The sequence below is a fragment of the Oharaeibacter diazotrophicus genome (genome assembly GCF_004362745.1).
Lineage (GTDB): Bacteria > Pseudomonadota > Alphaproteobacteria > Rhizobiales > Pleomorphomonadaceae > Oharaeibacter > Oharaeibacter diazotrophicus.
Window position 1 is genome coordinate 1,407,386 of the sequence record NZ_SNXY01000006.1, and the last position, 24,366, is coordinate 1,431,751.

A 24,366-nucleotide genomic window follows, 5' to 3' on the forward strand; every position below is an offset into this window, starting at 1 on the left:
GGCCGTCGGGGAAACGGGTGTTGTGCGGCGCAGCATCGGCAATGGACCGTAACGGGGGAAGCGATGACCGATCCTGTTTCCGTCGCCTGCGCCTGATTCGCGGCTCCACGGGGAGCCGGTTCGTTTTCGAGCGGTGTTTCGTTCCTTCAGAGGTTCCATGACGTATTCCAACCGCCCCATCGCGATCGTCGGCTACGCCTGCAGGCTGCCGGGTGCCGAGAACGCGGACGCCTTCTGGTCGGTGCTCGAGGAGGGGTCCTGCGTCGTCGGCGAGGTGCAGGGCGATCGCTGGGCGCGGAACCGCTTCGGCCACCCCAACCGCCAGGTCGGCGGCAAGAGCTACACCTGGCGCGCCGGCCAGATCGCCGATCCCTGGGGCTTCGACCCGACCTTCTTCGGCGTCTCCCCGCGCGAGGCGATCCAGATGGATCCCCAGCAGCGCCTGCTGCTCCAGGTCGTCTGGGAGGCGCTCGAGCACGCCGGCATCCCGCCGTCCAAGCTGTCGGGCACGGAGACCGGCGTCTACGTCGGCGCCTCCTCGGTCGACTATTCCAACAAGTTCATCGTCGATCCCGCCGCCGCCGACATCCAGTTGATGACCGGCAACACGCTGTCGATCGTCTCCAACCGCATCTCCTACGTCTTCGACCTCAAGGGCCCGAGCTTCACCGTCGACACCGCCTGCTCGTCGTCGATCGTGGCGCTGCACGAGGCCCTCGAGGCGATGCGTGCCGGCCGGATCGACACGGCGATCGTCGGCGGCGTCAACCTGCTGCTGTCGCCCTTCGCCTTCATCGGCTTCTCGCGCGCTTCGATGCTGTCGCCGACCGGCCTCTGCCGCGCCTTCGACGCCGACGGCGACGGCTACGTCCGCTCCGAGGGCTCGATCGCCTTCGTGCTGAAGACGGTCGAGGCCGCGCGCGCCGCCGGTGACCCGATCCGCGGCGTGCTGGTCGGCTCCGGCATCAACTCGGACGGGCGCACCGTCGGCCTGTCGCTGCCGTCGTCGGAGCAGCAGGCGGCGCTGCTGCGCCACGTCTACGAGCGCTTCGAAATCGATCCCAACGCCCTCGCCTATCTCGAGGCGCACGGCACCGGCACCCGCGTCGGCGATCCCGCCGAGGCGATCGCGCTCGGCACCGTGCTCGGCCGGCGCCGCGACGAGCGGCTGCCGATCGGCTCGGTCAAGACCAACATCGGCCACCTCGAGGCCGCCTCCGGCCTCGCCGGTCTGCTCAAGGCCCAGCTCGCGCTCGAGAAGCGCCTGCTGCCGCCCTCGCTGCACTTCGACACCCCGAACCCGGACATCCCGTTCGACGACCTCAACATCGAGGTCGTCACCAAGGCGCGGCCGCTGGCGGACGGCGGCACGCTCGCCCACGTCGGCGTCAACTCCTTCGGCTTCGGCGGCGCCAACGCCCACGCCGTGTTGCGCGAGCCCTCGCAGGTCGAGGCCGGCCGCGCGCCGAAGCCGACGCGGATCGCCCCGCTCGTGGTTTCGGCCCAGAGCCCCGAGGCCCTGCGCAACCTGGCCGCCACCTATCGCGGCCTGCTCGCCGACGCCGACACGCAGACCGCGATGCGGATCGCCAACGCCGCCGCGCACCGGCGCGACCGGCTCGACCACCGCGTCGTCGCCCTCGGCGCGACGCCGGAGGCGCTCGCCGGCGCGCTCGACCACTTCCTCGACCGCCAGCGCGCCGCCGATCACGTCTCCGGCCGCGCCGTGGCGCGCTCGGCGCCGGTCGCCTTCGTCTTCTCCGGCAACGGCTCGCAGTGGGCCGGCATGGGCCGGGCCGCCTACCAGACCGATTCCGCCTTCCGCTCGGCCTTCGACGCCGTGACGCGCCAGTTCATCCGCGTCGCCGGCTGGTCGCTCCTGCGCGAGCTGTTCTCGCCCGACCTCGAGACCGAGATCGACCGCACCGAGATCGCCCAGCCGCTCTTGTTCGCCGTCCAGGTCGCCACCGTCGAGGCGCTGGCCTCGCGCGGCCTCCGGCCCGACATGGTCGCCGGCCACTCGGTCGGCGAGGTCGCCGCGGCGTGGGCCGCCGGCGCACTGTCGCTGGAGGCGGCCGTGTTCCTGATCCACGTCCGCTCGACCCAGCAGGAGATCACCCGCCACTTCGGCGGCATGGGCGCGCTGCTCGTCTCCGCCGCCGAGGCGCGGCAGGCGCTCGACGACCCGCAGTTCCGCGGCCTCGAACTCGCCGCCGACAACAGCCCGCGCTCGGTGACGGTATCCGGCACGGTCGAGGCGATGAACGACTTCGCCCGGCAGGCCAAGAAGAACCGCTGGGCCTTCAAGAAGCTCAAGCTGGACTACCCGTTCCACAGCGCCCTGATCGACCCGATCCGCAAGGACCTGACCGCCGCCCTGGCGACCCTGCAGCCGCGCGAGACCCGGATCCCGTTCGTCTCGGCCGTGACAGGGGCGCTCGCCGAGGGCCGCGAACTCGGCGCGGACTACTGGTGGCTGAACGTGCGCCAGCCGGTGCTGTTCCGCTCCGCGGTCGAAGTGCTGGCCGAGCAGGGCGCGCGCATCTTCGTCGAGATCGGGCCGAAGCCCGTGCTGCAGACCTACGTCACCGACAGCCTCGCCGGCGCCAACCGGCCGGGCACCACGGTGAGCAGCCTCGACACCCACGACAACGAGGACGCCGACATCGTCGGTCTCGTGGTGGCGCGCGCGCTGGTGGCCGGCGCCGAGATCGACGACACCCGCTTCTTCGGCGCCCCCGCCGCCCAGCCCGACGGGCTGCCGCGCTATCCCTGGCAGAACCAGCCCTACCGCGTCGCGCTCACCGACGAGGCCGTCGACATGTTCGGCCGCGGCGACGACCATCCGCTGCTCGGCTACCGGCTGCGCCGCGACGGCGGACCGTTCCTCGCCCACCTCGACGCCGCCCTGGTGCCATGGCTCTCCGACCACAAGGTCGAGACCTCCACGGTGTTCCCGGCCGCCGGCTTCGTCGAGATGGCGCTCGCCGCCGCCCGCGTCCACCACGGCGACGGCGCGATCGAAGTGCGCGACCTCGACATCCTGCGCCCGCTCGTGTTCGAGGACGGCGAGCCCGTCGAGACCCGCACCGAGGTCGACGGCGACGGCGACGTGGTCACCGTCGAGAGCCGCCGCCGTTCCGGCGAGGACGTCTTCGCGCTGCACGTCAAGGCGCGCGTCGCCCGTGCGCCGACCCAGACGCCCGAGAAGATCGTCCTGCCCGAGATCGGCGAAGCCGCCCTCGACGCCGAGGCGCTCTACGCCCTGACCCGCCGCTTCGGCCTCGGCTACGGCCCGGCCTTCCGCCGGGCGGCGTCGGTCCATCCGGCCGGCGAGCGCGCGCTGGTGGTCAAGTTCGCGGCCGAGACGCCGGCCGGCGTCGACGACCGCGCGACGGTGCTGCACCCGACGCTGCTCGATTCCGCCTTCCACGGCCTGTTCTACCTGATCACCCGCGACGTCGGCGCCGACCCGGACGTCTCGTTCCTGCCGGTACGCATCGGCGATCTCCGCGTCCACGCCGCCGGCCGCACGCCGGCCGCGGCCCTCGTCACCGTCGAGAAGGCGTCGCCGCGTTCGGTCGAGGCGAGCTTCGTGCTGGTCGACGCCGACGGTACCGTGGTGGCGCGCGCCGAGAAGGTGCGCTTCAAGGCGGTCCGGCTGTCGCGTGCGGCAGACCCCGACGACTTCGTGCTGACGACGCGCACGATCCGCCTCGCCGCGGTCAACGAGGAGATCGAACTGCCGGCGGCCTGGGCCGACCCGATGCGGCGCCTGCTCGAGCTCGGCCTCGTCACCGACGCGGTCGATCCCGACGAGCCGTCGCTGCTGATCGACGCCGGCGCGCGCTCGATCGCCTTTGCCGCGCTCGCCGGCTTCGCCGACGCCGACGGCCGGCTCGACCCGGAGCGCCTCGCCGACGAGGGCCGCCTCGCCACGTCGTCGCTGCCGCTGTTCCACCGCCTGATCGAGGCGCTGGAGGAGGACGGTGCCGTCGAGCGCGACGATGCCGGCGCACGGCTGCCGGCCGAGAGCCCCTATCCGCCCGCCGAGACGGTGATCGCCACCCTCGTCGCCACCTATCCGGACCGCATCGCCGAGGCGATGGCGCTGGTCGGGCTCGACGGCGGCCTCGCCGGCCGCCTCGCGCGCGGCCTCGCCGCCGAGACCTCGGACGTGCTGCCGCAGGCGCTCGCCGACCATCTCGACGGCTCCGCGCCGTCGGCGGCGCCGCTGCACGCGGCGGCCCTCGCCGCCGCGCTCGACATCGCCGGCGCCTGGCCCGCCGACCGGCCGCTGCGCATCCTCGTGATCGGCCCGCAGGCCCCCGCCATGGCCCGCCGCCTCGCCGCCCACCCGCGCGTCACCGCCGTGGTCGTGACCGACCCCGACAACGGCCGCTTCGAGCGCGCCCGCCTCGACATCCCCGCCGTCACCGATGTCTTCGCGGTGCCCTTCGCCGAGATCTCCGAGGGCCGCTTCGGCCAGCGCGTGTTCGAACTGGCGCTCGCGGTCGGCCTCGTCGGCCGCCCGGCCTCCTCGGCCGCGCTCGACACCATCCGCGGCCGCCTCGCCAGCGGCGGCCTGTTCCTGTCGGCCGAGGCCGAGCCGACCCTGGTCGGCGACCTCGTCTACGGCCAGACCGTCGGCTGGTGGCGCGGCAGCGTCTCGCCGGCCTATCCGATCGGCGCGCGCACCACGACCGCCGGCTACCGCGAGATCCTCGCCAGCGCCGGCTTCCGCGATCCCTCCACCCTCGTCCTCGCCGACGAGGCCACCCGCGCCTGCCTCGCGGTCGGCCGCGCGCCGGTGCGCGTGCTCGCCGTCGGCGAGCCCAAGGCCGACCCGGTGCTGGTGCTGGTCGACGCCGCCAAGGGCGCCCGCCGCATCGCCGACGCCCTCGCCGCCGCGCTCGCCGAGCGCCGGCGCCCGGTCCGCGTCGCCGCCGTCCGCAAGGATGCCGCCGGCCGCCTGCTCGTCGAGGCGATCGACGCCGGCACCGACGAGGAGCTCATGGCTCTCCTCGCCAGCGGCGAGGCCAAGGACCTCGTCTACGCCGCCGCCCCCTCGTCCGAGACCGCCGATCCGCTCGCCACGGCGCAGGAGCGGACGATGACGCTGCACGCCGTGCTGAACGGCGCCATGAAGCCGCCGGCGCGGCTCTGGCTGGTTCTGCCCGGCGGCTCGGGCGCCGACCCGGTCCGGTTCCACCGCCCGGTCGAGACGGCGCTCTGGGGCCTCGGCCGCGTCGTGATGAACGAGTATCCGGACATCGAGACCCGGATGATCGACCTCGCGGTCGCCTTCGAGCCCTCGGAGGCCGCCGCCCGCCTCGCCGACCTCCTGGACCGGCCCTGCCCGGAGCGCGAGATCGTCGTCGACGAGCGCGGCACCGCGGCGCTGCGCATCGTGCAGGCGCCGAAGCTCGCCGAGCGCGCGGCCGCCTCGCGGCTCGACGGCCCGCTCGCCCGCGTCCTCGGCATCGACCGCCAGGGCAGCCTGGACGGCCTCGTCTGGCACACCGCCGAGCGCCGCGCCCCCGCGGGCGACGAGGTCGAGATCGAGGTCGCCGCCGCCGGCCTCAACTTCCGCGACGTGATGTGGGCGCTCGGCCTCCTGCCCGAGGAGGCGCTGGAGGACGGCTTCGCCGGCGCCACCCTCGGCATGGAATGCTCCGGCGTCGTCACCCGCGTCGGCCCGGCGGCGAGCCGCTTCCGGCCGGGCGACCGCGTCATCGCCTTCGCGCCGGCCTGCTTCGCCACCCACGTCACCGTGGCCGAGAAGGCGCTGGCGCCGCTGCCGTCGACGGTCGACCTCGTCGCCGCCGCGACCATCCCGGTCACCTTCCTGACCGCCTACTACGCGCTGGTCGAGCTCGCCCAGCTCGACGAGGGCGAGACGGTGCTGATCCACGGCGGCGCCGGCGGCGTCGGCCTCGCGGCGCTGCAGATCGCGCTGTCGCGCGGCGCGCGGGTGATCGCGACCGCCGGCACCGCCGACCGGCGCCGGCTCTTGTCGATGCTCGGCGCGACCCACGTGCTCGACAGCCGCTCGCTCGCCTTCGCCGACGACGTCCGCCGCCTGACCCGCGGCGCCGGCGTCGACGTCGTGCTGAACTCGCTGTCCGGCGAGGCGATGGAGCGCAGCCTCGAGATCCTGAAGCCGTTCGGCCGCTTCGTCGAACTCGGCAAGCGCGACTACTACGCCAACACCCAGATCGCGCTGAGGCCGTTCCGGCAGAACCTGTCCTACTTCGGCGTCGACGCCGACCAGCTCCTGACCCGGCGCCCCAAGCTCACCGCCAAGGTGTTCCGCGAGCTGGTCGAGGGCTTCGAGAGCGGCGCCTTCACGGCCCTGCCCTACCGGGTCTATCCGGCCGAGCAGGCGACCGAGGCGTTCCGGCTGATGCAGCAGTCCGGCCACATCGGCAAGGTGCTGGTGCGCCCGCCGGCGGTGCCGGAGCCGGTTCACCCGTCCGCCGCGATCCGTGCCGACGCGACCTATCTCGTCGCCGGCGGCCTCGGCGGCTTCGGCGCCGAGACGGCCCGCTTCCTGGTCGAGCGCGGCGCCCGCCACGTCGTGCTGACCAGCCGCACCGGCACGCCCGGCGAGGCCGCCGCGGGCGCGATCGCCGCCATGCGCGCGGCCGGCGCCACCGTCGTCACCGCCGCCGCCGACCTCACCAAGGCCGACGCGGTCGCCGCCCTGTTCGCCCGGATCGCGGCGGAGATGCCGCCGCTGAAGGGCATCCTGCACACGGCGATGGTGATCGACGACGCCCTCTTCCACAACCTCGACGCCAAACGCATCGAGGCGGTGATGGCGCCGAAGATCGCCGGTGCCGCGACCCTCGACCGGCTGTCGCGCGGGCTCGACCTCGATCTCTTCGTGCTCTACTCCTCGGCGACGACGCTGATCGGCAACCCCGGTCAGGCCGCCTATGTCGCGGCCAACGCCTACCTGGAAGGCCTCGCCCGCGCCCGCCGTGCCGCCGGCCTGCCGGCGTTGGCGATCGCCTGGGGCGCGATCGGCGACGCCGGCTACCTCGCCCGCAACCTCGCCACCAGCGACATCCTCGCCACCCGCCTCGGCAAGCAGACGCTGTCGGCCCGCGCCGCCCTCGCCGGGCTCGGCATGGTGCTCGACTCCGGCGTCGACATGCCCGTGGTCGCCTACGCCCGGGTCGACTGGGCGGCGGCGCGGCGCGAGCTGCCGCTGATGGCGACGCCCTTCGCCGGGCGGGTCGCCGCCCACGCCAAGGAGGCCGCGCAGGACTCCATGGGCGAGGGCCAGCTGCTCGCCATGATCGAGGGCCTCGACCACGCCCAGGCGCAGAAGGTCGTCGTCGAGCTGCTCGGCGGCGAGATCTCCCGCATCCTGCGCCTGCCGGCCGAGGACATCGACCCGAGCCGGCCGCTCACCGAGGTCGGCATGGACTCGCTGATGGCGCTGGAGCTCCGCATGGCGGCCGAGCAGCGCCTCGGAATCGACATACCGTTGTTGTCGCTGGCGAATGGCGCCACGCTCGGCGACATCGCCCGGCGCATCGTCGACAAGGCGCTGGCGCGGGACGGGGCGGCCGAGGTCTCGGCCGACGCCGAGCTCGCCGCCGCCCGCCACGTCGACGGCGAGCTCGACGAGGACATGACGGCGGTCGCCAACGCCGTGGAAGCCCGGGCGGGAACCGTGAAGAGGTTGATCTGATGCCGGACCAGAAGCGCGGTTACGGGGGCGTCTCGGGAGCCGCCAAGGATGCCCTGATCGCCGGGCTGCGGGAGGCGAGCCGCAACCGGCGTCAGCGTCCCGACCTGCCGGCGCCGGCGCTCGGCAAGGAGCGCGTGGCCAAGGCCTACGACTTCTCCCAGCTCGAGGACTACCGGCAGCTCCGGCTGCACCGCGCCGCCGCCGACATGCTCGGCATCGAGAACCCGTTCTTCCGCTCCCACGACGGGCTGGCCGCCGGCACCACGTCGATCGCCGGCCGCTCGTTCCTGAACTTCGCCTCCTACAACTACCTCGGCCTCAACGGCCATCCCGCGGTGACCGCCGCCGCCAAGGCGGCGATCGACCGCTACGGCGTGTCGGTGTCGGCGAGCCGGCTGGTCGCCGGCGAGCGGCCGTTCCACCGTGAGCTCGAGCGCGCGCTCGCCGGCCTGCACGGCGTCGAGGACGCGGTGGTGATGGTGAGCGGCCACGCCACCAACGTCTCCACCATCGGCACGCTGATGGGCCCGAAGGATCTCGTCCTGATGGACGCCCTGATCCACAATTCGGTCGCCGAGGGGGCGCGGATGGCAGGCGCCGCCCGCATGACCTTCCCGCACAACGACTGGCAGGCGGTCGCCGACCTGCTCGGCCGGGTGCGGAGCCAGTACCGCAACGTGCTGATCGTCGTCGAGGGCATCTACTCGATGGACGGCGATCACCCGGACCTCGCCCGCTTCGTCCAGGTCAAGTCCGACTTCGACGCCTGGCTGATGGTCGACGAGGCCCATTCGCTCGGCGTGCTCGGCGCCACCGGGCGCGGCATCGCCGAGCACCTCGACGTCGACCCGCGCAGCGTCGAGATGTGGATGGGCACGCTGTCGAAGACGCTGTCCGGCTGCGGCGGCTACATCGCCGGTTCGTCGGCGCTGGTCGAATACCTGAAGGTCAAGGCGCCCGGCTTCGTCTACTCGGTCGGCCTGCCGGCGCCGGTGGCCGCCGCGGCGATCGCGTCGATCGAGGTGCTGCGCGAGGAGCCGCAGCGCGTCGCCCGGCTGCACCAGAACGGCCTGCGCTTCCTCGAGAAGGCCCACGCCGCCGGCCTCGACACCGGCCACGCCATGGGCTACGCGGTCGTCCCGGTGATCGTCGGCGACAGCGCCCAGACCGCCGTCCTCGCCGACCGGATCTATCGGCGCGGCCTCAACGCCCTGCCGATCATCTATCCGGCCGTGCCGGAGAAGGGCGCCCGCCTGCGCTTCTTCATCACCTCCGAGCACACCGACGAGCACATCGACACCGCGGTCCGGATCACAGCGGAGGAACTCTCCGAGGTGCAGAATCAGGGCAGCGTCCTGAAGCAGCTCGTCGGCCGCTGAAGGCCGGGCGCGAGCGCGCCCGGCCCGCCCCGGCACACTCTGTTCAGCGCCCGTCGTCGGGCTCGACGCGGGCGCGGAAGCCGCGGTTGGTCCAGTCCGACAACGCCGGCGGCAGCAGCATGTTGAGCATGGTGCCGAGCGTGAGCAGGAACGGGAAGGCGATCACGCCGCGGCCGCGGCGGAGCCGGTCGGCGATGTGCGCCGCGGCCTTCTCCGCCGAGATCTCGAACGGCTTGTAGCCGACGTGCCGGGCCGACATCGGCGACGTCACGAAGCCCGGATAGACCACGCTCACCCGGATGCCATAGCTCCTCAGCCAGCCGCGCAGGGCGATGCCGTAGCCGCGCACCGCCATCTTGGTGGCGCTGTAGGACGGCAGGTCCGGCTGCGGCCTCAGCGCCGCCAGCGACGACACCAGCGCGACATGTCCGCGCCGCCGCGCGATCAGGCGCGGCAGCATCGGCTCGACGGTGTTGAGCATGCCGCCGTAGTTGATCTCCATCAGGCGCCGGCTGACGCCCTCGGCCTCCGGCTTGTCGCCGGGTGCGAGGCCGGCGGAGACGCCGGCGTTGGCGATCAGGAGGTCGACCGGATGACGGTCGTCGAATTTCTCCAGCATGTAGCGCGTCATCACGGGATCGCGGACGTCGACCAGCGAGATCTCGACCGCCGCCCCCTTCTCCCGGCAGGCGTCGGCGACGGTGCGCAGGCGCTCGGCGTCGCGGGCGATCAGGCAGAGCGTGACGCCCGGTGCGGCGAAGGCGCGCGCGAGCGCCGCGCCGATGCCGCTGGAGGCCCCGGTGATCACGATGGTGGAGTAGTTCGTCGGCATCGGCTCAACCCTTCTCGGAGCGCCACTCGTCGAGCCGCCGGAAGGCGACCGTGCGGGGGCGCGGCGGTCCCGGCAGCCTAAGCTCCGGCTCCAGGATGCGTTCCGCGACATTGGAAGCGCCGAGGTCCATGGCGTGTTCCGCCGTGAAACCGCCGCGCACCTGGCTCGCCCAGGCGAGCGCCCGGACGAAGTCGCGCGCCAGACTTGGATCCGGCGGCACCGGTTCGCGCCAGAAGGCCGCGAGCGGGCCCTGGTGGGTCAGGCCGGCGACGTCGTAGACCGCATTGCCGAGCGCCGCCACCGGCCGCCCCGCCGCCAGCGCGGTGACGCCGACCGTCGAGTTGACGGTGACGACGCCGGCGGCGCCCGCCAGCATGGCGTCGAGGTCTCCGCCGTCGACCACGTGCGCCCGGTCCGCGACGCCGACCGCCGCCGCCATCCGCGCGATCCGGCGCGGCCACGCCGCGAGACCGTTGTCGAGCGGGTGCACCTTGAACAGCAGCCGGGCCTCGGCCGGTGCGTTGCGGGCGAAGGAGGCGAGGATCCACGCCACCGCGTCGTCGAGATGCGGGAACGGGCTGTGGACGCGGATCTGGAAGTCGGTGGCGAGTTGCAGCGGCACCAGGAAGGTCGGCCGCGGATCGGCGGCGAGCGCCGCCAGCACGGCCGCGGTGCGGCGGGCGGTGCGCCCCTCGGTCGCGAGCTTCAGGATCCAGCCGCCGTATTCCACCGCGGCGTGGTCGATGGCGTAGCGGCGGTAGCGCGGGAAGGTGAAGGGGTTGCCGAACACGTTGGCGAGGTTGTAGGCGACGTCCCAGGCGGCGTATTTCAGGAAGCTCGCGCCGCCGAGCGGCGCGAGGTCCGGATCGGGCCGCCCGGCCGCCATCCGGCGGATCGCCTCGGCCTCGCGCGGAAAGCGCGAGAAGGACGACAGCCCGTCCGGCTCCACGGTGATCCAGTCGGGCCGGAGATAGCCGTGTTCGATCGCGTGGACGCGGATGCCGAGGTCGTGCGCCACCGGGATCGCCGCCGCCTGATAGGGCCGGCTGTCGCCGAGCAGGGCGAGGTCGGTGACGGCCTCCTCCGCCATGAAGCGGCGGACGAAGCCGGACCAGTCCGTAAGGGAGCCCCGATAGTCGCGTGCGCCCGGCAGCCGCCAGAACAGACGGTCGCCGAGGGCGAGATTGAGGCGTCGCACGTCATGGCCACGATCGAGGACGGCACGGGCCACCCGCGCCATGAAGGGCGAAGACGGCCCCTGGAGGAACAGGACGCGCCGCTTCGAAGTGGCCGCCATGCGCTCGCTCGCTCCCCTCTCCGCCTCGCCTTCGACGCGTCGGCGGCGCAAGCCCCGCATTTGGGAGGGTGCCCCGACGTCGCCTCCCCTCTTAGCCGAAACACCGACGCGCCGCCATTGACACGGGGCGAGCCGGACGGCTACCGAAGGCGTCACGAAGCACGGACGCGTGACAAGTCGGGTCGCACCAAGGACATCATGACGGGGAAGACGGCCCGCACGATCCTGCTCCTCCAGGGGCCGCCGACCCTGTTCTGGACTGAACTGGCCGACGGTTTCGAGGCTGCCGGGCACCGGGTCCTCAAGGTCCACTTCTGCATGGGCGACTGGATCTTCTGGCGCCGCCGCGGGGCCCGCAACTACCGGGGTCGCTTCAAGAACTGGCGCCGCTGGCTGGAGCGTTTCGTCGCCGCCGAGGGCGTCACCGACATCCTCTACTACGCCGATCGCCTGCCCTATCACGTGGTCGCGCGCGAGGTCGCCGAGTATCTCGGTCTCAACGCCTACGCCGTCGAATTCGGCTACCTGCGCCCCGACTGGCTGACGCTGGAACGGGGCGGCATGGGGGCGTGGTCGCACTTCCCGAACGACCCCGACGAAATCCGCCGCGCCGCCCGCGACCTGCCCGAGCCGGTGATGCACTCGGCGTTCGGCTACAAGTTCAACCAGGAAGCCTTCGGCGAGGTGACATTCCACCTCTCCGCCGAGATCCTGCGCCTCGCCTACCCGTTCTACCGGCACGACACCTATTACCACCCCTATCTCGACTATCTCTCCTGGATCCCGCGGCTGGTGAAGGTGAAGGGCGCGCTCGCCCACGCCAACGCGGTCTGTCACAAGCTCTGGGACGCCAGGACGCCCTATTTCCTGCTCGCGCTGCAGCTCCAGAGCGACTACCAGATCCGCGCCAACTCGCCCTACCGCCATCTCTCCGAGATGCTCGAGGAGGTGATCGGCTCGTTCTCCCACGACGCCGACCCGGGCGACCATCTCGTCGTCAAGATCCACCCGCTCGACAACGGCTTCGAGAACTGGCCGCGTGTCGTCGCCGAGATCGCCGCCCGGCACCGGGTCAGCGATCGCGTCCACGCCATCGACGGCGGGCTGCTCTCCAAGCTGATCGACCACGCCAAGGGCGTCGTGGTGGTGAACTCGACCGTCGGCCTGCACGCCATCCGCGCGGGCTGCCCGACCAAGGTGCTCGGCATCGCCGTGTTCGACGTGCCCGGCCTGACCGACCAGGGCTCGCTGACCGACTTCTGGCGCGAGCCGGCCCCGGTCGACCCGGACCTCACCGACGCCTACGTCCGCCTGATGGCCCACGCCATCCAGATCAAGGGCTCGTTCTACAATCCCGCCGGCCGCGCCGCCGCGATCCCGGAGATCGTGCGCCGGGTCGAGGCCGATCTCGTCAACGACCGCGCCCTGGTGCCGGTACCGCCGCGCCTCTCGCGCGCCAAGCGCATCGGCGTCCCCGCGATCCCCTGACGGAACCGCGGGGGACATCCGGCGCGGCTCAGGCCGCGACGGTCTCGCCGAGGGCCGCCGCCATCAGCTCGCGGGTGTAGGGCTCGCGCGGATCGTCGAAGATCTGGTCGGTCTCGCCCTCCTCCACCACCCGGCCGCCGCGCATCACCAGGATGTAGTCCGACAGCGCGCGGACGACCGCGAGGTCGTGGCTGATGAAGAGGTAGGACAGGCCGTGCTTCTCCTGCAGGTCGCGCAGGAGGTCGACGATCTGCTTCTGCACCGAGCGGTCGAGCGCCGACGTCGGCTCGTCGAGCACCACCACCTTCGGCTTCAGGATCATCGCCCGGGCGATGGCGATGCGCTGGCGCTGGCCGCCCGAGAACTCGTGCGGATAGCGGTTGCGCATCGCCGGGTCGAGCCCGACTTCGGCCAGCGCGGCGACGGCGCGGCGGTCGCGCTCGGCGGCGGAGAGCTGCGGCTCGTGGACCAGCAGGCCCTCGGTGACGATCTGGCCGGCGGTCATGCGCGGGCTGAGCGAACCGAACGGATCCTGGAACACCAGCTGCAACTCGCGCCGGAGACCGCGCATGCGGGCGCGGTCGGCGGTGGAGATATCGTGGTCGGCAAAGCGGATCAGGCCGGTGCCGTGGTTGAGGCGCAAGAGCGCCCGCCCGAGCGTCGACTTGCCCGAGCCCGATTCGCCGACGACGCCGATGGTCTGGCCGCGCCTCAGCCGCAACGTGACGCCGTCGACCGCCTTCAGCTCCACCGGCGGCCCCGCGAACAGGCCGCCGCCGAGCTGGAACGACACCTTGACGTTGCGGCCCTCGAGCAGCACCGGCGCGTCGGGCGCCGGCGGCGCCTTGCGGCCGGTCGGCTCGGCGGCGAGCAGCATCTTCGTGTAGTCGTGCTTCGGCGCGGCGAAGATCGCGGCCACCGGCCCGGTCTCCACCACCTCGCCGCGGCGCATCACTACCACGCGGTCGGCGAAGCGGCGGACGATGCCGAGGTCGTGGGTGATGAAGACGATCGAGAGACCGATCCGCCGCTTCAGGTCGGCGAGCAGGTCGAGGATCTGCGCCTGGATGGTGACGTCGAGCGCCGTGGTCGGTTCGTCGGCGATCAGGATGTCGGGGTCGCAGGCGAGCGCCATCGCGATCATCACGCGCTGGCGCTGGCCGCCGGACATCTCGTGCGGGAAGCTGTCGACCCGCCGTTCCGGGTCGGGCACCTTGACGAGCGCGAGCAGCTCGATCGCCCGTTTGCGCGCGGCCGCGGCCGAGAGGCCCTTGTGGTGGCGCAGCGGCTCCATGATCTGGTCGCCGACCCGGTAGAGCGGGTCGAGCGAGGTCATCGGCTCCTGGAAGATCATGGTGATCTTCGAGCCGCGGATGCCGTTGAGAGCGCGCGGCGACAGCCCGACCAGCTCGCGGCCGCGGTATTTCGCCGAGCCGGCGACGCGGCCGTTGGCGGCGAGCAGGCCCATCAGCGCCATCATGGTCTGGCTCTTGCCCGAGCCGGATTCGCCGACCACGGCGAGGGTCTCGCCGGCGGCGACGGCGATGTCGACGCCGCGGACGGCGTGGACTTCGCCGCCGGGCGTCGCGAAGCGGACGTCGAGCCCGCGGATGTCGAGGACGGTTTCGGCCATGCCTTCGTCTCCTGGCGGGTTCGGGTCAGCGGTCCTTGGGGTCGAGCGCGTCGCGCAGGCCGTCGCCGAGGAAGTTCAGCGCGAACAGCGTGACCACGAAGAACGCCGACGGGAAGATCAGCAGCCAGGGCGAAGCCTGCATCGCGGCCGAGCCCTCGGCGATCAGCGTGCCCCAGCTCGTCAGCGGCTCCTGGACCCCGAGACCGAGGAAGGACAGGAAGCTCTCGAGCAGGATCACCTGCGGCACCAGCACGGTGACGAAGACGACCACCGGGCCGATCGTGTTGGGCACCACGTGGCGGCGGATGATCGCCGCGGTCGAAAGGCCCATGGCGTTGGCGGCCTCGACGTATTCGCGCCGCTTGATCGACAGCGTCTGGCCGCGGACGATGCGGGCCATGTCGAGCCACTCAATCGCGCCGATCGCCACGAAGATCAGCACGAAGTGGCGGCCGAAGAACACCACCAGCATGATCACGAAGAACATGAAGGGCAGCGAGTAGAGGATCTCGACGAGGCGCATCATCACGTTGTCGACCCGGCCGCCGACGTAGCCGGAGATCGCGCCGTAGGCGACGCCGATCACCAGCGACACCAGCGTCGCCAGGATGCCGACGGTCAGCGAGATCTGGCCGCCGATCATCACGCGCACGAACAGGTCGCGGCCGTTGCGGTCGGTGCCCATCGGGAAATACTGGCGATTCACCGTGCCGGTGACCACCAGCGTCCGGCCGTCGTCCAGCGTTTCGGCGACGGTCGCGCCGTCGAACTCGTCCGGACGGTCGAGATAGCGGGTGACGCGCGGGTCGATCGGCGCGTCCTTGACGAGGCGGGCGGTGTAGGTCGAGCCCTCGACGTCGAACGCCTCCAGCTTGACCCGGCCGCGGTCGGCGGCGGTGGTCATCACCTTCGTCAGCGTGTCCTCGAGCGGATAGGGCTCGAGGCTCGGGGGTACGCCGACGTAGCTCGGGAAGATCTCGTCGTAGCGGTGCGGGTAGACGAGCGGCCCGAACACGCAGACGAGCGAGACCAGCGCCAGCACGACGAGGCTGGTCATGGCGGCGGCGTTGCGGCGGAGCCGGGCGAGCGCGATCGAGCCGAGGCTCTGGCCCTTGCCGGCGGAGGCCGGCGGCATGGCGGCGGCGGCGTCACTCATAGCGCACCCTCGGGTCGATCACGGCGTAGAGGATGTCGACGATCAGGTTGAAGACCACGATGAACACCGAGATCAGCACCACGGTGCCCATCACCAGCGTATAGTCGCGGTTGAGCGCGCCGAGCACGAAGTAACGGCCGACGCCGGGCAGCGAGAAGATCGTCTCGACCACCACGGAACCGGTGAGGAGACCGGCGGCCGCGGGGCCGAGATAGCTGACGGCCGGCATCAGCGCGGCGCGCAGCGCATGGCGCACCACCACGGAGCGGGCCGGCAGGCCGTAGGCGCGGGCGGTGCGGACGTGGTCGGCGCGCAGCGCCTCGATCATCGAGCCGCGGGTCAGGCGGGCGAACACCGCGAGCTGCGGCAGCGCCAGCGCGACCATCGGCAGCACGAGGTCGTCGAAGCCGCCGTTGCCCCAGCCGCCGGCCGGAACCAGCCGCAGCATCACGGCGAACACCAGCGACAGCACGGGGCCGACGACGAAGTTCGGCACCGTCGTGCCGATCGTCGCCATCGACATCACCGCGTAGTCGATCGCCGAGTTCTGGCGCAGTGCCGCGAAGGTGCCGACGGCGATTCCGCCGATCACCGAGATCACCAGGGCGAAGGAGCCGAGGATCACCGAATAGGGCAGCGCCTGCAGGATGAGTTCGGCGACGGTATAGTCGCGGTAGACGAAGCTCGGGCCGAAGTCGCCGTGGAGGACGTTCCAGAGATAGTGGACGTACTGGACGACGAGCGGCTGGTCGAGTTCGTAGACGCGGTTCAGGTTGGCGAGAACCTGGGGCTCGAGCGGACGTTCCAGGTTGAACGGTCCGCCGGGCGCGATCCGCATCAGGAAGAAGGACAGCGTGACGACGATGAACAGGGTCGGCACCGCCGACACGAGCCGCCGGAGGGCGAAGGCGAGCATCCGGGCACTCCCCTCGGAGGGATGACGACGACCGTCGGCGCCCCGCCGCGGGCCGGCCGGAGCCGGGACGGCGGAGCGGGAGCGGCGTGCGGAGACCACGCCGACCGGCCCGCTCCGAAGGAGCGGGCCGGTCGGCGGAGGCGGTCATTCCACCGAGAGATACTTGGTGAGGTGCTCGTTGACGGCGTTGTTCTCGAAGCCCTTGACCTTGCGGTTGACGAGCCAGAGCGAGCCGTTGTTGAGGAACGGCGTGGTCGGCTGCTCGCGGGCGTAGATCGCCTCGGCCTCGGCCATCACCTTCATGCGCTCGGCCGGGTCGCGGATCTCGTAGGACTTCTTCATCAGCGCGTCGAACTCGTCGTTCTTCCAGTGGCCGTAGTTGAAGGCCGTGTTGGAGGAGACGAGCAGGTTCAGGAAGTTCTCCGGGTCGGCGTAGTCGGCCGACCAGCCGGCACGGGCGACGTCGAAGGCGCCGCCCTCTTGGAGGTAGGCGTAGTGCGACTTGACGTCGAGGTTCTGCATGGTGACCTCGACACCGATCGCCTTCCACATGTCGGCGACGGCGGTGGCCACCTTCTTGTGGTTCTCGGAGGTGTTGTAGCGGATGTCGACCTTGAGCGGCTTGCCGCCCTCGCCGAAGCCGGCCTCCTTCAGGAGTTCCTTGGCCTTGTCCTCGCGGTCGAGTTGGTCCATCGACGCGAAGTCGGCCTCGGCCGGGGTGTAGCCCTCCATGCCCGGCGGCACGAAGGCGTAGCTCGGCAGATAGGAGTTGGTGAAGATCTTCTCCGACAGGAAGTCGCGGTCGACCGCCATCGACAGCGCCTGACGGACGCGGACGTCGTCGAACGGCGGCTTGCGGGTGTCGAAGACGTAGTAGTAGGTTGCCAGATTCGGGGCGACCTTGATCTGGTCCTCGCCGAGCTTGCCCTTGAGGAAGTCGAGCTGGTCGGCCTGGAACTGGTAGACCACGTCGAGCTCGCCGGCCTCGAACATGCGCTCGGTGGCAGCCATGTCCTCGGACGGGTTGTAGATCACCTTGTCGATCTTGACGCTCGCGGCATCCCAGTATTCGGGATTCTTGACCGCGGTGATGTGGTCGTTGGCGACGTACTCGGTCAGCTTGAACGCGCCGTTCGAGACCATGTTGCCGGGCTTGGTGAACTCGGCGCCGAACTTCTGCACGTTGGCGGGATTGACCGGCAGCGCCGCGTAATGGGTGGCGAGCTGCAGGAAGTAGGGGGTCGGGCGCTCCAGCGTGACCTCGAGCGTCTTCGGCGCGACCGCCTTGACGCCGAGCGTATCGACCGCGGCCTTGCCGGTGTTGATCGCCTCGGCGTTCTTCACCGGATAGAGGATGGTGGCGTATTCGGCCGCTTCCTTGGGATCGAGCAGCCGGCGCCACGCGAACACGAAGTCGTCGGCGACCACCGGCGAGCCGTCCGACCACTTGGCGTTCTCGCGCAGCTTGAACGTGTAGACCGTGCCGTCGTCGGACAGCGTCCAGCTCTCGGCGACGCCGGGGATCACCTCGCCCTTGTTGTCGTAGACCGTCAGGCCCTCGAACAGGTCGCGCACCACGAAGCCCTCGATGTCGATCGAGATGTGGGCCTGGTCGAGCGTCTGCGGCTCGCCGCCGTTGCCGCGGCGCAGGACGGTTTCGGCGGCCGCGGGCAGCGCGGACAGCACGGTGCCGGCGAGGAGGGCGGCGGCGATGCCGCGGGCGAGCACGATCCTGGTCATCTGGATTTGCCTCCATTGTTCTGCTGCCGGCGGCGGGCCGTTCACGTTCCGGAACTCCCCTGGTCACCCGCCACCGACGGTCGGCATACGCTAAGCCTTGCCGCGCCGACGGCAAGACGGAAAAGCACCTGTCGTTGCGTCATGTGGAAACACTTGCGCGAAAAAGCAGCAAAGCTGCCGACGAAGAGCTTCGCCGGCAGCAATATTTCCCGTTGTCCAACGGCAGCTTGCGGAACGTGTCGCGCGCTCAGGCCGGCTTGTGGTGCGCGATCCAGTGCCACGCGATGTCGATGCGCCGCGGCAACCAGACCTTGTCGTGCGAGAGCACGTAGTCGAGGAAGCGCGCGAGCGCGGCGACGCGGCCCGGGCGGCCGACGAGGCGGCAGTGGAGACCGACGTTGAGCAGCTTCGGACTGCCGGCCGCGCCTTCGGCGTAGAGCACGTCGAAGCTGTCCTTCAGGTAGTTGAAGAACTGGTCGCCGGCATTGAAGCCCTGGTTGGTGGCGAAGCGCATGTCGTTGGTGTCGAGGGTGTAGGGGATCACCAGATGCGGCCCGTTCGGCCCCTCGAGCCAATATGGCAAATCGTCGGCGTAAGCATCGGACGTATAGAGGAAACCGCCCTCCTCCATCGCGAGGCGGGTGGTGTTCTCCGAGCAGCGGCCGGTGTACCAGCCGAGCGGCCGGGCGCCGGTGACCTCCTCGTGGATCCGAATCGCCTCGAGCATGTGCGCGCGCTCGGCCTCGGGCGAAAAGTCCTTGTATTCGATCCACTTGAGCCCGTGCGAGGCGATCTCCCAGTCCGCCTCCTTCATCGCCGCGACCACCTCGGGATTGCGGGCGAGCGCGGTGGCGACGCCGTAGACGGTGACCGGGACGTTCCTCCCCGTGAACAGCCGCCACAGCCGCCAGAAGCCGGCGCGGGAGCCGTATTCGTAGATCGATTCCATGTTCATGTGGCGCTGGCCCGGCCAGGGCTGGGCGCCGACGATCTCGCTCAGGAAGGCCTCCGAGGCGGCGTCGCCGTGGAGGATGCAGTTCTCCCCGCCCTCTTCGTAGTTGATCACGAACTGGACGGCCACGTTGGCGCCGTCGGGCCAAGCGGCGTCCGGGGCGTTGCGTCCGTAGCCGATGAGGTCGCGGGGATAGTTCGGGTCCATGGTCGCCGGAGGTCCTTTCCTTCGCACCCGCGAACGATCGGACAGCCGCGCCGACTTTGCAAGCCGGATCCGACGGTTAACGCCCGCCCTCCCCGCCCTCGCCGAGCCGCATGACGGCGACGCCCATCGCGACGCTGGCGAGCGTGATCACGAAGCCGGCGGTGACGAGCGCATAGGGAACCAGCGGGGTGTCGTCGCCGGCGACGAGGCGGCCGAAGCCGCCGACGTCGAGGACGACCAGCCCGGTCGAGACGACGAGCCCGGCGGTGGCGCCGGCGAGCGCGTTGAGGGCGAGCAGGCGGAACAGCGGCAGCTTCCACACGGGCGCGGAACGGGTCGTGGTCATCGGCGTTGTCACCTCGCTGCATCCCGATCGGACGCCGTGCAAACGCCGGGAACCATGACCTGGATCATGGTGCAAAACGTTAACCCGGTGTTAATCGGCCGTTAACCGAACGACAACCAAACTCGGACCGACCCATTTCGGTCTCAGCTCTACGAGGAGTGCCCCATGGCGTCCCGGCCCGTCGAGCGTCAGGACCCCGCCGCCCCGCCGTCGCACCATCCGGTCGACGGCCGTTTCGCGATCGCCCGGGCCGAGCTCGAGGCGATGCGCGTCTTCCTCGCCGAGCGACGACCATCCTCGGGCCCCGAGGCCCTCGACCTCCTGCGCAAGGCCTTCCCCGCCGCCCCGCTCGCCGAGCGGGTCAAGGTCGCGACCGAGGCCCGGGCGGTCCGGTTCGGCTGACCGCTCAGGGCCGGGGATCGGCCGAGGGCCGCGCCTCCGGCTCGTCGTCGTCGTCCTCTTCCTCGCCCCCCTCCGCGGGCCCCTCGAAACCGACCTCGGCCTCCGGGGTGCCGTGGGCGCGGGCGAGCCGGTTCCACGACCGCCAGCCGAACGGCACGAAGACGAGGTAGGCGATGGTGGCCGCCGCCAGCATCTCGAACGGGAAGCTCGCGAACAGCGCCACCGCGGCGACGACGCCGACCAGCACCGGCAGCACGAGATCGCGCCGGACCCGGCCGAGCTTCTTGCCGGAGAAGGTCGGGATCCGGCTGACCATCAGGAGCGCCACCAGCACCACGTAGACGCCGACCGCCGGCGCCGCCTCGGGCGGCACCTGGAGCCCGGTCTGGGCGAGGTAGACCGGCAACAGCACGGTGATGGCGCCGGCGGGTGCCGGCACCCCGGTGAAGAAGTTGCCCTGCCAGGCCGGCTTCTCGGTGTCGAGCATGGCGTTGAAGCGGGCGAGGCGGAGCGCGCCGGCGATCGCGAAGATCATCGCCGCCATCCAGCCGAACGACTTCACCCCGTGCAGGATCCAGCCGAACAGCAGGATCGCCGGCGCGACGCCGAAGGCCAGGAAATCGCTGAGCGAATCGAGTTCGGCGCCGAAGCGCGAGGTCGAGCGCAGGTAACGCGCGATCCGGCCGTCGAGGCCGTCGAGGACGGCGGCGGCGAGGATGAAGTAGACCGCCAGTTCGAAGCGCCCCTCGAAGGTGAGGCGGATCGAGGTCAGCCCGGCGCAGAGCGCCAGCAGCGTGACGAGATTGGGCACGATCGCCCGGATCGGGATGCGGCGGCCGAGCCGGCGCACCGGGCCGGGCGGTTCGTCGTAGGGATCGACGGGCGGGAAGATGTTGGTCATGGCCGCCGCTCCGCCTCAGGCGATCCGCACGATCGGGGTCGGCCGCTCGCCGTCGAGGTCGGCGAGCACGGTCTCGCCGGCGACGGCACGCGCACCCTCGGCGACCAGGGCGGTGGCGCCGGCGGGCAGGTAGACGTCGACGCGCGAGCCGAAGCGGATCAGGCCGAAGCGGTCGCCGACCACGAGTTCCTCGCCCTCGCGGGCGAAGGACAGGATACGGCGGGCGATCAGGCCGGCGATCTGCACCACCGCGACCTGCCGGCCGTCGGCGCGGTCGATCACCAGACCGTTGCGCTCGTTGTCCTCGCTGGCCTTGTCGAGCTCGGCGTTGAGGAACTTGCCAGCGCGGTAGGCGATCCGGCTGATCCGACCGGTGACCGGCATCCGGTTCACGTGGACGTCGAACACGTTCATGAACACGCAGATGCGCAGGCGCGGCACGTCGCCGAGGCCGAGTTCGCGCGGCGGCACCGCCATCGCCACCGACGAGATCCGCCCGTCCGCCGGGCTGATGACGAGGGTCGGCGTCACCGGGGTGACGCGGGCGGGATCGCGGAAGAACAGCGCGCACCAGATCGTCAGCGCGAGGCCGATCCAGAACAGCGGCGCGACGAACCAGCCGACCAGGACCGTCACAACCGCGAAGATCGCGATGAAGCGGTGACCCTCCGGGTGGATCGGCGGGACCGCGTTCCTGACCGAGGCGAGAATGGACATCCGGGGCGACCCTGTGACCGGGGGGAGATCGGGACTGTCCCGACCGTTTCGCACGGAACGCCCGGCAGCGGAAGGGTCGGAGTTGAGCGATCCCGGACTCCGTTCGGACACGATTGCGGTCGTACACTGTCCCCGTGCGGACGCCGGACGCGATTCGAGCCCGACCGCCGCACCTGAGGATCGTTCGTAATGAGTATCTCGGCTCTCGGTTCTTCGACGAGCACCCCCGTCCGCGCTCCGCAGCCCCTGGCGGAGAAGGCGGAAGGCGCCGGCCCCGACAGGGACGGCGACGCCGACGACGTCGGCGCGGCGGCCGCGGCCGCCCCCAAGGCGGCCCTGCCCAAGGGCGTCGGCTCGCTCGTCGACGTGACCGTCTGATCACCGCGCCCGCGACGATCCGGCCGTACGCCGGGGCGTCGCGGGCGAGGCCCGGCCGGAAGCCGGCCGGATTCCAGGTGACCGCGGCGAGCCCGCACCGGGCCCGCCGTCACTTCGCCGGGATCGGCTCCCCGGCCCGCGGCCCACGCGTGACGACGCCGAGGTCGTCCTCGGCGATCGCCCGCTTCAGCTGCTCCTCGGCGTCGGCGGCGGCGCGCTGGCGGTCCCACATGGTGGCGTAGAGGCCGCCGGCGGCGATCAGCGCCGCATGGGTGCCGCGCTCGGCGATCCGGCCCTTCTCCAGCACGATGATCTCGTCGGCGCCGACCACGGTGGAGAGCCGGTGCGCGATCACCAGCGTGGTGCGGCCCTCGGCGACCCGATCGAGTTCGGCCTGGATCTCGCGCTCGGTGTTGGTGTCGAGCGCCGAGGTCGCCTCGTCGAGGATCAGGATCGGCGGCGCCTTCAGGATGGTGCGCGCGATGGCGACGCGCTGCTTCTCGCCGCCGGAGAGCTTGAGGCCGCGCTCGCCGACCTGGCTGGCGTAGCCCTGCGGCAGGCTCTCGACGAAATGGCCGATCCGGGCCTGCCGGGCCGCCTCGCGGACCTCGTCGTCGCTGGCGGAGGGCCGACCGTAGCGGATGTTGTAGAGGATGCTGTCGTTGAAGAGCACGGTGTCCTGCGGCACCATGCCGATCGCCGCGCGCAGGCTCTCCTGGGTGACGTCGCGCACGTCCTGGCCGTCGATGGTGATGCGGCCGGAGGTGACGTCGTAGAAGCGGAACAGCAGCCGCGACAGCGTCGACTTGCCGGCGCCGGACGGGCCGACGATCGCCACCGTGCGCCCGGCCGGCACCTCGAAGCTGATGCCGGAGAGGATCCGGCGGTCCGGATCGTAGGAGAACACCACGTCCTCGAAGCGCACCGCGCCGCCGATGACCTTCAGCGGCACCGCGTTCGGGGCGTCGACGATCTCGGCCGGCTGGTCGAGCAGGTCGAACATCTGCTCGATGTCGGCGAGGCCCTGGCGGATCTCGCGGTAGATGAAGCCGATGAAGTTGAGCGGAATCGCGAGCTGCATCAGGAGCGCGTTGATCAGCACGAAGTCGCCGACGGTCTGGGTGCCGGCCATCACCTCGCGCGCCGACATCACCATGCAGGCGGACATGCCGACGGTGAAGATCAGGGTCTGGCCCATGTTGAGCCAGGCGAGCGAGGTCCAGGTCTCGACGGCGGCCTTCTCGTAGCGCGCCATCGAGGCGTCGAAGCGCTTGGCCTCCATCGCCTCGTTGCCGAAATACTTGACCGTCTCGAAGTTGAGCAGGCTGTCGATCGCCTTGGTGTTGGCGTCGGTGTCGCTCTCGTTCATGCGGCGGCGGATGTCGATCCGCATGTCGGAGTACTTCACCGAGAACCAGACGTAGAGCCAGACGGTGAGACCGATCACCACCAGATAGGGCCAGCCGAACTGGAAGCCGATCACCGCCGCCGACAGCGCGAACTCGAGCAGGGTCGGCGCCGCATTGAGGATGGTGAAGCGGACGATGGCGTCGATGCCCTTGACGCCGCGCTCGATCACCCGCGACAGCCCGCCGGTGCGCCGCTGCAGGTGGAAGCGCAGCGACAGCGCGTGCAGGTGCGTGAAGGTGCGGAAGGCGAGCGTGCGGACGGCATACTGGCCGACCTCGGCGAACAGGGCGTCGCGCAGCTGGTTGAAGGCGTTGAGGAGAATGCGCCCGACGCCGTAGGCGACGACCAGGAACACCGGCATCGACATCATCAGCACGGCGCGGTCGGACGGCGCCTCGGGCGCCAGCGCGTCGGTGGCCCAGCCGTAGAGATAGGGCACCAGCACCGTCGCCACCTTGGCGACCACCAGGGCCGCGACCGCGAGCGCGACGCGCATCTTGAGGTCGGGCCGCTCGGACGGCCACAGATAGGGCCAGAGGTTGGCGATCGTCTTGCCGAGCGTCGAATCGTCCGCGCTCACGGTCCGGCCGTTGGCGCGCGTGTCGGGTTTCTTCATGGGATGTCCGCAGCCGTGGCATCGGCCCCGGCCGACGGCCGAAACCTCCGGCCGCCACCGACGGCCGGACCCGGCGCATATAGCCTACTTCGCAGGCAACGACACCGTCCGAATGCCGCAACTTCGCGTGAGAGGGGATCGGGGCGCGGGTGGGCATTGCCCGCCGGAATGCGGGACCGCACGACGCGGGCGGTGAGTGGACCCGTGCGAGCGGTGGGTGGCGCAGTGCGGTCGAACGGACGAGCCCGGCGAGACATGCGCTTCATCCTTCCCCTGAGGGGAAGGTGCCGA

Annotated in this window: 16 protein-coding genes; 5 read left to right on the plus strand and 11 right to left on the minus strand. The window is 71.2% G+C overall.

From position 1 onward, the window contains the following. Positions 1-157: 157 nt before the first annotated feature. The gene (locus EDD54_RS23630) at positions 158-7,705 is read left to right on the plus strand and encodes a type I polyketide synthase (protein ID WP_126535431.1); all 7,548 of its coding nucleotides are present in this window, start codon (positions 158-160) and stop codon (positions 7,703-7,705) included. Then, on the plus strand, positions 7,705-9,084 hold the full coding sequence (locus tag EDD54_RS06675) for an aminotransferase class I/II-fold pyridoxal phosphate-dependent enzyme (RefSeq protein WP_126535430.1): 1,380 nt from the start codon (positions 7,705-7,707) through the stop codon (positions 9,082-9,084). The genes EDD54_RS23630 and EDD54_RS06675 overlap by 1 nt, the downstream gene beginning before the upstream one ends. A 43-nt stretch (positions 9,085-9,127) precedes the next feature. On the opposite strand, the gene EDD54_RS06680 is transcribed toward EDD54_RS06675, so the two are convergent. Together EDD54_RS06680 and EDD54_RS06685 are read right to left on the minus strand one after the other, a co-directional pair. Beyond that, positions 9,128-9,916 (minus strand): SDR family NAD(P)-dependent oxidoreductase, encoded by a 789-nt coding sequence (locus EDD54_RS06680; protein ID WP_126535429.1) that lies wholly within the window; start codon positions 9,914-9,916, stop codon positions 9,128-9,130. A gap of 4 nt (positions 9,917-9,920) precedes the next feature. Continuing rightward, the gene (locus tag EDD54_RS06685) at positions 9,921-11,213 is read right to left on the minus strand and encodes a capsule biosynthesis protein (RefSeq protein ID WP_165644412.1); all 1,293 of its coding nucleotides are present in this window, start codon (positions 11,211-11,213) and stop codon (positions 9,921-9,923) included. A 198-nt stretch (positions 11,214-11,411) separates the two neighbouring features. On the opposite strand from EDD54_RS06685, the gene EDD54_RS06690 reads away from it, so the two are divergent. Continuing rightward, positions 11,412-12,701: a capsule biosynthesis protein gene (locus EDD54_RS06690; protein WP_165644413.1), complete on the plus strand. Its 1,290-nt coding sequence runs from the start codon at positions 11,412-11,414 to the stop codon at positions 12,699-12,701. 28 nt (positions 12,702-12,729) lie between these two features. Here EDD54_RS06690 and EDD54_RS06695 read toward each other — a convergent pair whose 3' ends face one another. From EDD54_RS06695 to EDD54_RS22880, 6 genes are all read right to left on the minus strand, one after another. After that, the gene (locus EDD54_RS06695) at positions 12,730-14,334 is read right to left on the minus strand and encodes an ABC transporter ATP-binding protein (protein ID WP_126535426.1); all 1,605 of its coding nucleotides are present in this window, start codon (positions 14,332-14,334) and stop codon (positions 12,730-12,732) included. A gap of 25 nt (positions 14,335-14,359) precedes the next feature. Continuing rightward, entirely contained in the window at positions 14,360-15,490 is a 1,131-nt protein-coding gene (locus EDD54_RS06700; protein ID WP_126535425.1) for an ABC transporter permease subunit, read from the minus strand. Then, positions 15,483-16,406: an oligopeptide ABC transporter permease OppB gene (oppB, locus tag EDD54_RS06705; protein ID WP_126535424.1), complete on the minus strand. Its 924-nt coding sequence runs from the start codon at positions 16,404-16,406 to the stop codon at positions 15,483-15,485. The genes EDD54_RS06700 and oppB overlap by 8 nt, the downstream gene beginning before the upstream one ends. Before the next feature lie 144 nt (positions 16,407-16,550). Further along, positions 16,551-18,146, minus strand: a complete 1,596-nt coding sequence (locus tag EDD54_RS06710) for a peptide ABC transporter substrate-binding protein (protein ID WP_126535423.1) — start codon at positions 18,144-18,146, stop codon at positions 16,551-16,553. Positions 18,147-18,393: 247 nt separating this feature from the next. Continuing rightward, complete coding sequence (gene puuE / locus EDD54_RS06715) at positions 18,394-19,305, minus strand: allantoinase PuuE (protein ID WP_126535422.1); 912 nt, start codon at positions 19,303-19,305, stop codon at positions 18,394-18,396. Between the two features lie 76 nt (positions 19,306-19,381). Further along, complete coding sequence (locus EDD54_RS22880) at positions 19,382-19,651, minus strand: hypothetical protein (RefSeq protein ID WP_165644414.1); 270 nt, start codon at positions 19,649-19,651, stop codon at positions 19,382-19,384. A gap of 165 nt (positions 19,652-19,816) precedes the next feature. Here EDD54_RS22880 and EDD54_RS06725 point away from each other — a divergent pair, with 165 nt between their 5' ends. After that, the gene (locus EDD54_RS06725; RefSeq protein ID WP_126535421.1) at positions 19,817-20,053 is read left to right on the plus strand and encodes a transferase; all 237 of its coding nucleotides are present in this window, start codon (positions 19,817-19,819) and stop codon (positions 20,051-20,053) included. Positions 20,054-20,057: 4 nt separating this feature from the next. Here EDD54_RS06725 and pssA read toward each other — a convergent pair whose 3' ends face one another. Then, the gene (gene pssA, locus EDD54_RS06730; protein ID WP_126535420.1) at positions 20,058-20,954 is read right to left on the minus strand and encodes a CDP-diacylglycerol--serine O-phosphatidyltransferase; all 897 of its coding nucleotides are present in this window, start codon (positions 20,952-20,954) and stop codon (positions 20,058-20,060) included. Between the two features lie 15 nt (positions 20,955-20,969). After that, positions 20,970-21,671 (minus strand): phosphatidylserine decarboxylase, encoded by a 702-nt coding sequence (locus EDD54_RS06735; RefSeq protein WP_126535419.1) that lies wholly within the window; start codon positions 21,669-21,671, stop codon positions 20,970-20,972. A gap of 189 nt (positions 21,672-21,860) precedes the next feature. Between EDD54_RS06735 and EDD54_RS06740 the strand changes: the two genes are divergently transcribed. Further along, positions 21,861-22,049, plus strand: coding sequence for a hypothetical protein (locus EDD54_RS06740; protein WP_126535418.1), 189 nt, complete (start codon positions 21,861-21,863; stop codon positions 22,047-22,049). A gap of 109 nt (positions 22,050-22,158) precedes the next feature. Here the strand turns inward: EDD54_RS06740 and EDD54_RS06745 are convergent, their stop codons facing one another. Then, positions 22,159-24,075, minus strand: a complete 1,917-nt coding sequence (locus EDD54_RS06745; protein ID WP_126535417.1) for an ABCB family ABC transporter ATP-binding protein/permease — start codon at positions 24,073-24,075, stop codon at positions 22,159-22,161. Positions 24,076-24,366: the final 291 nt, after the last annotated feature.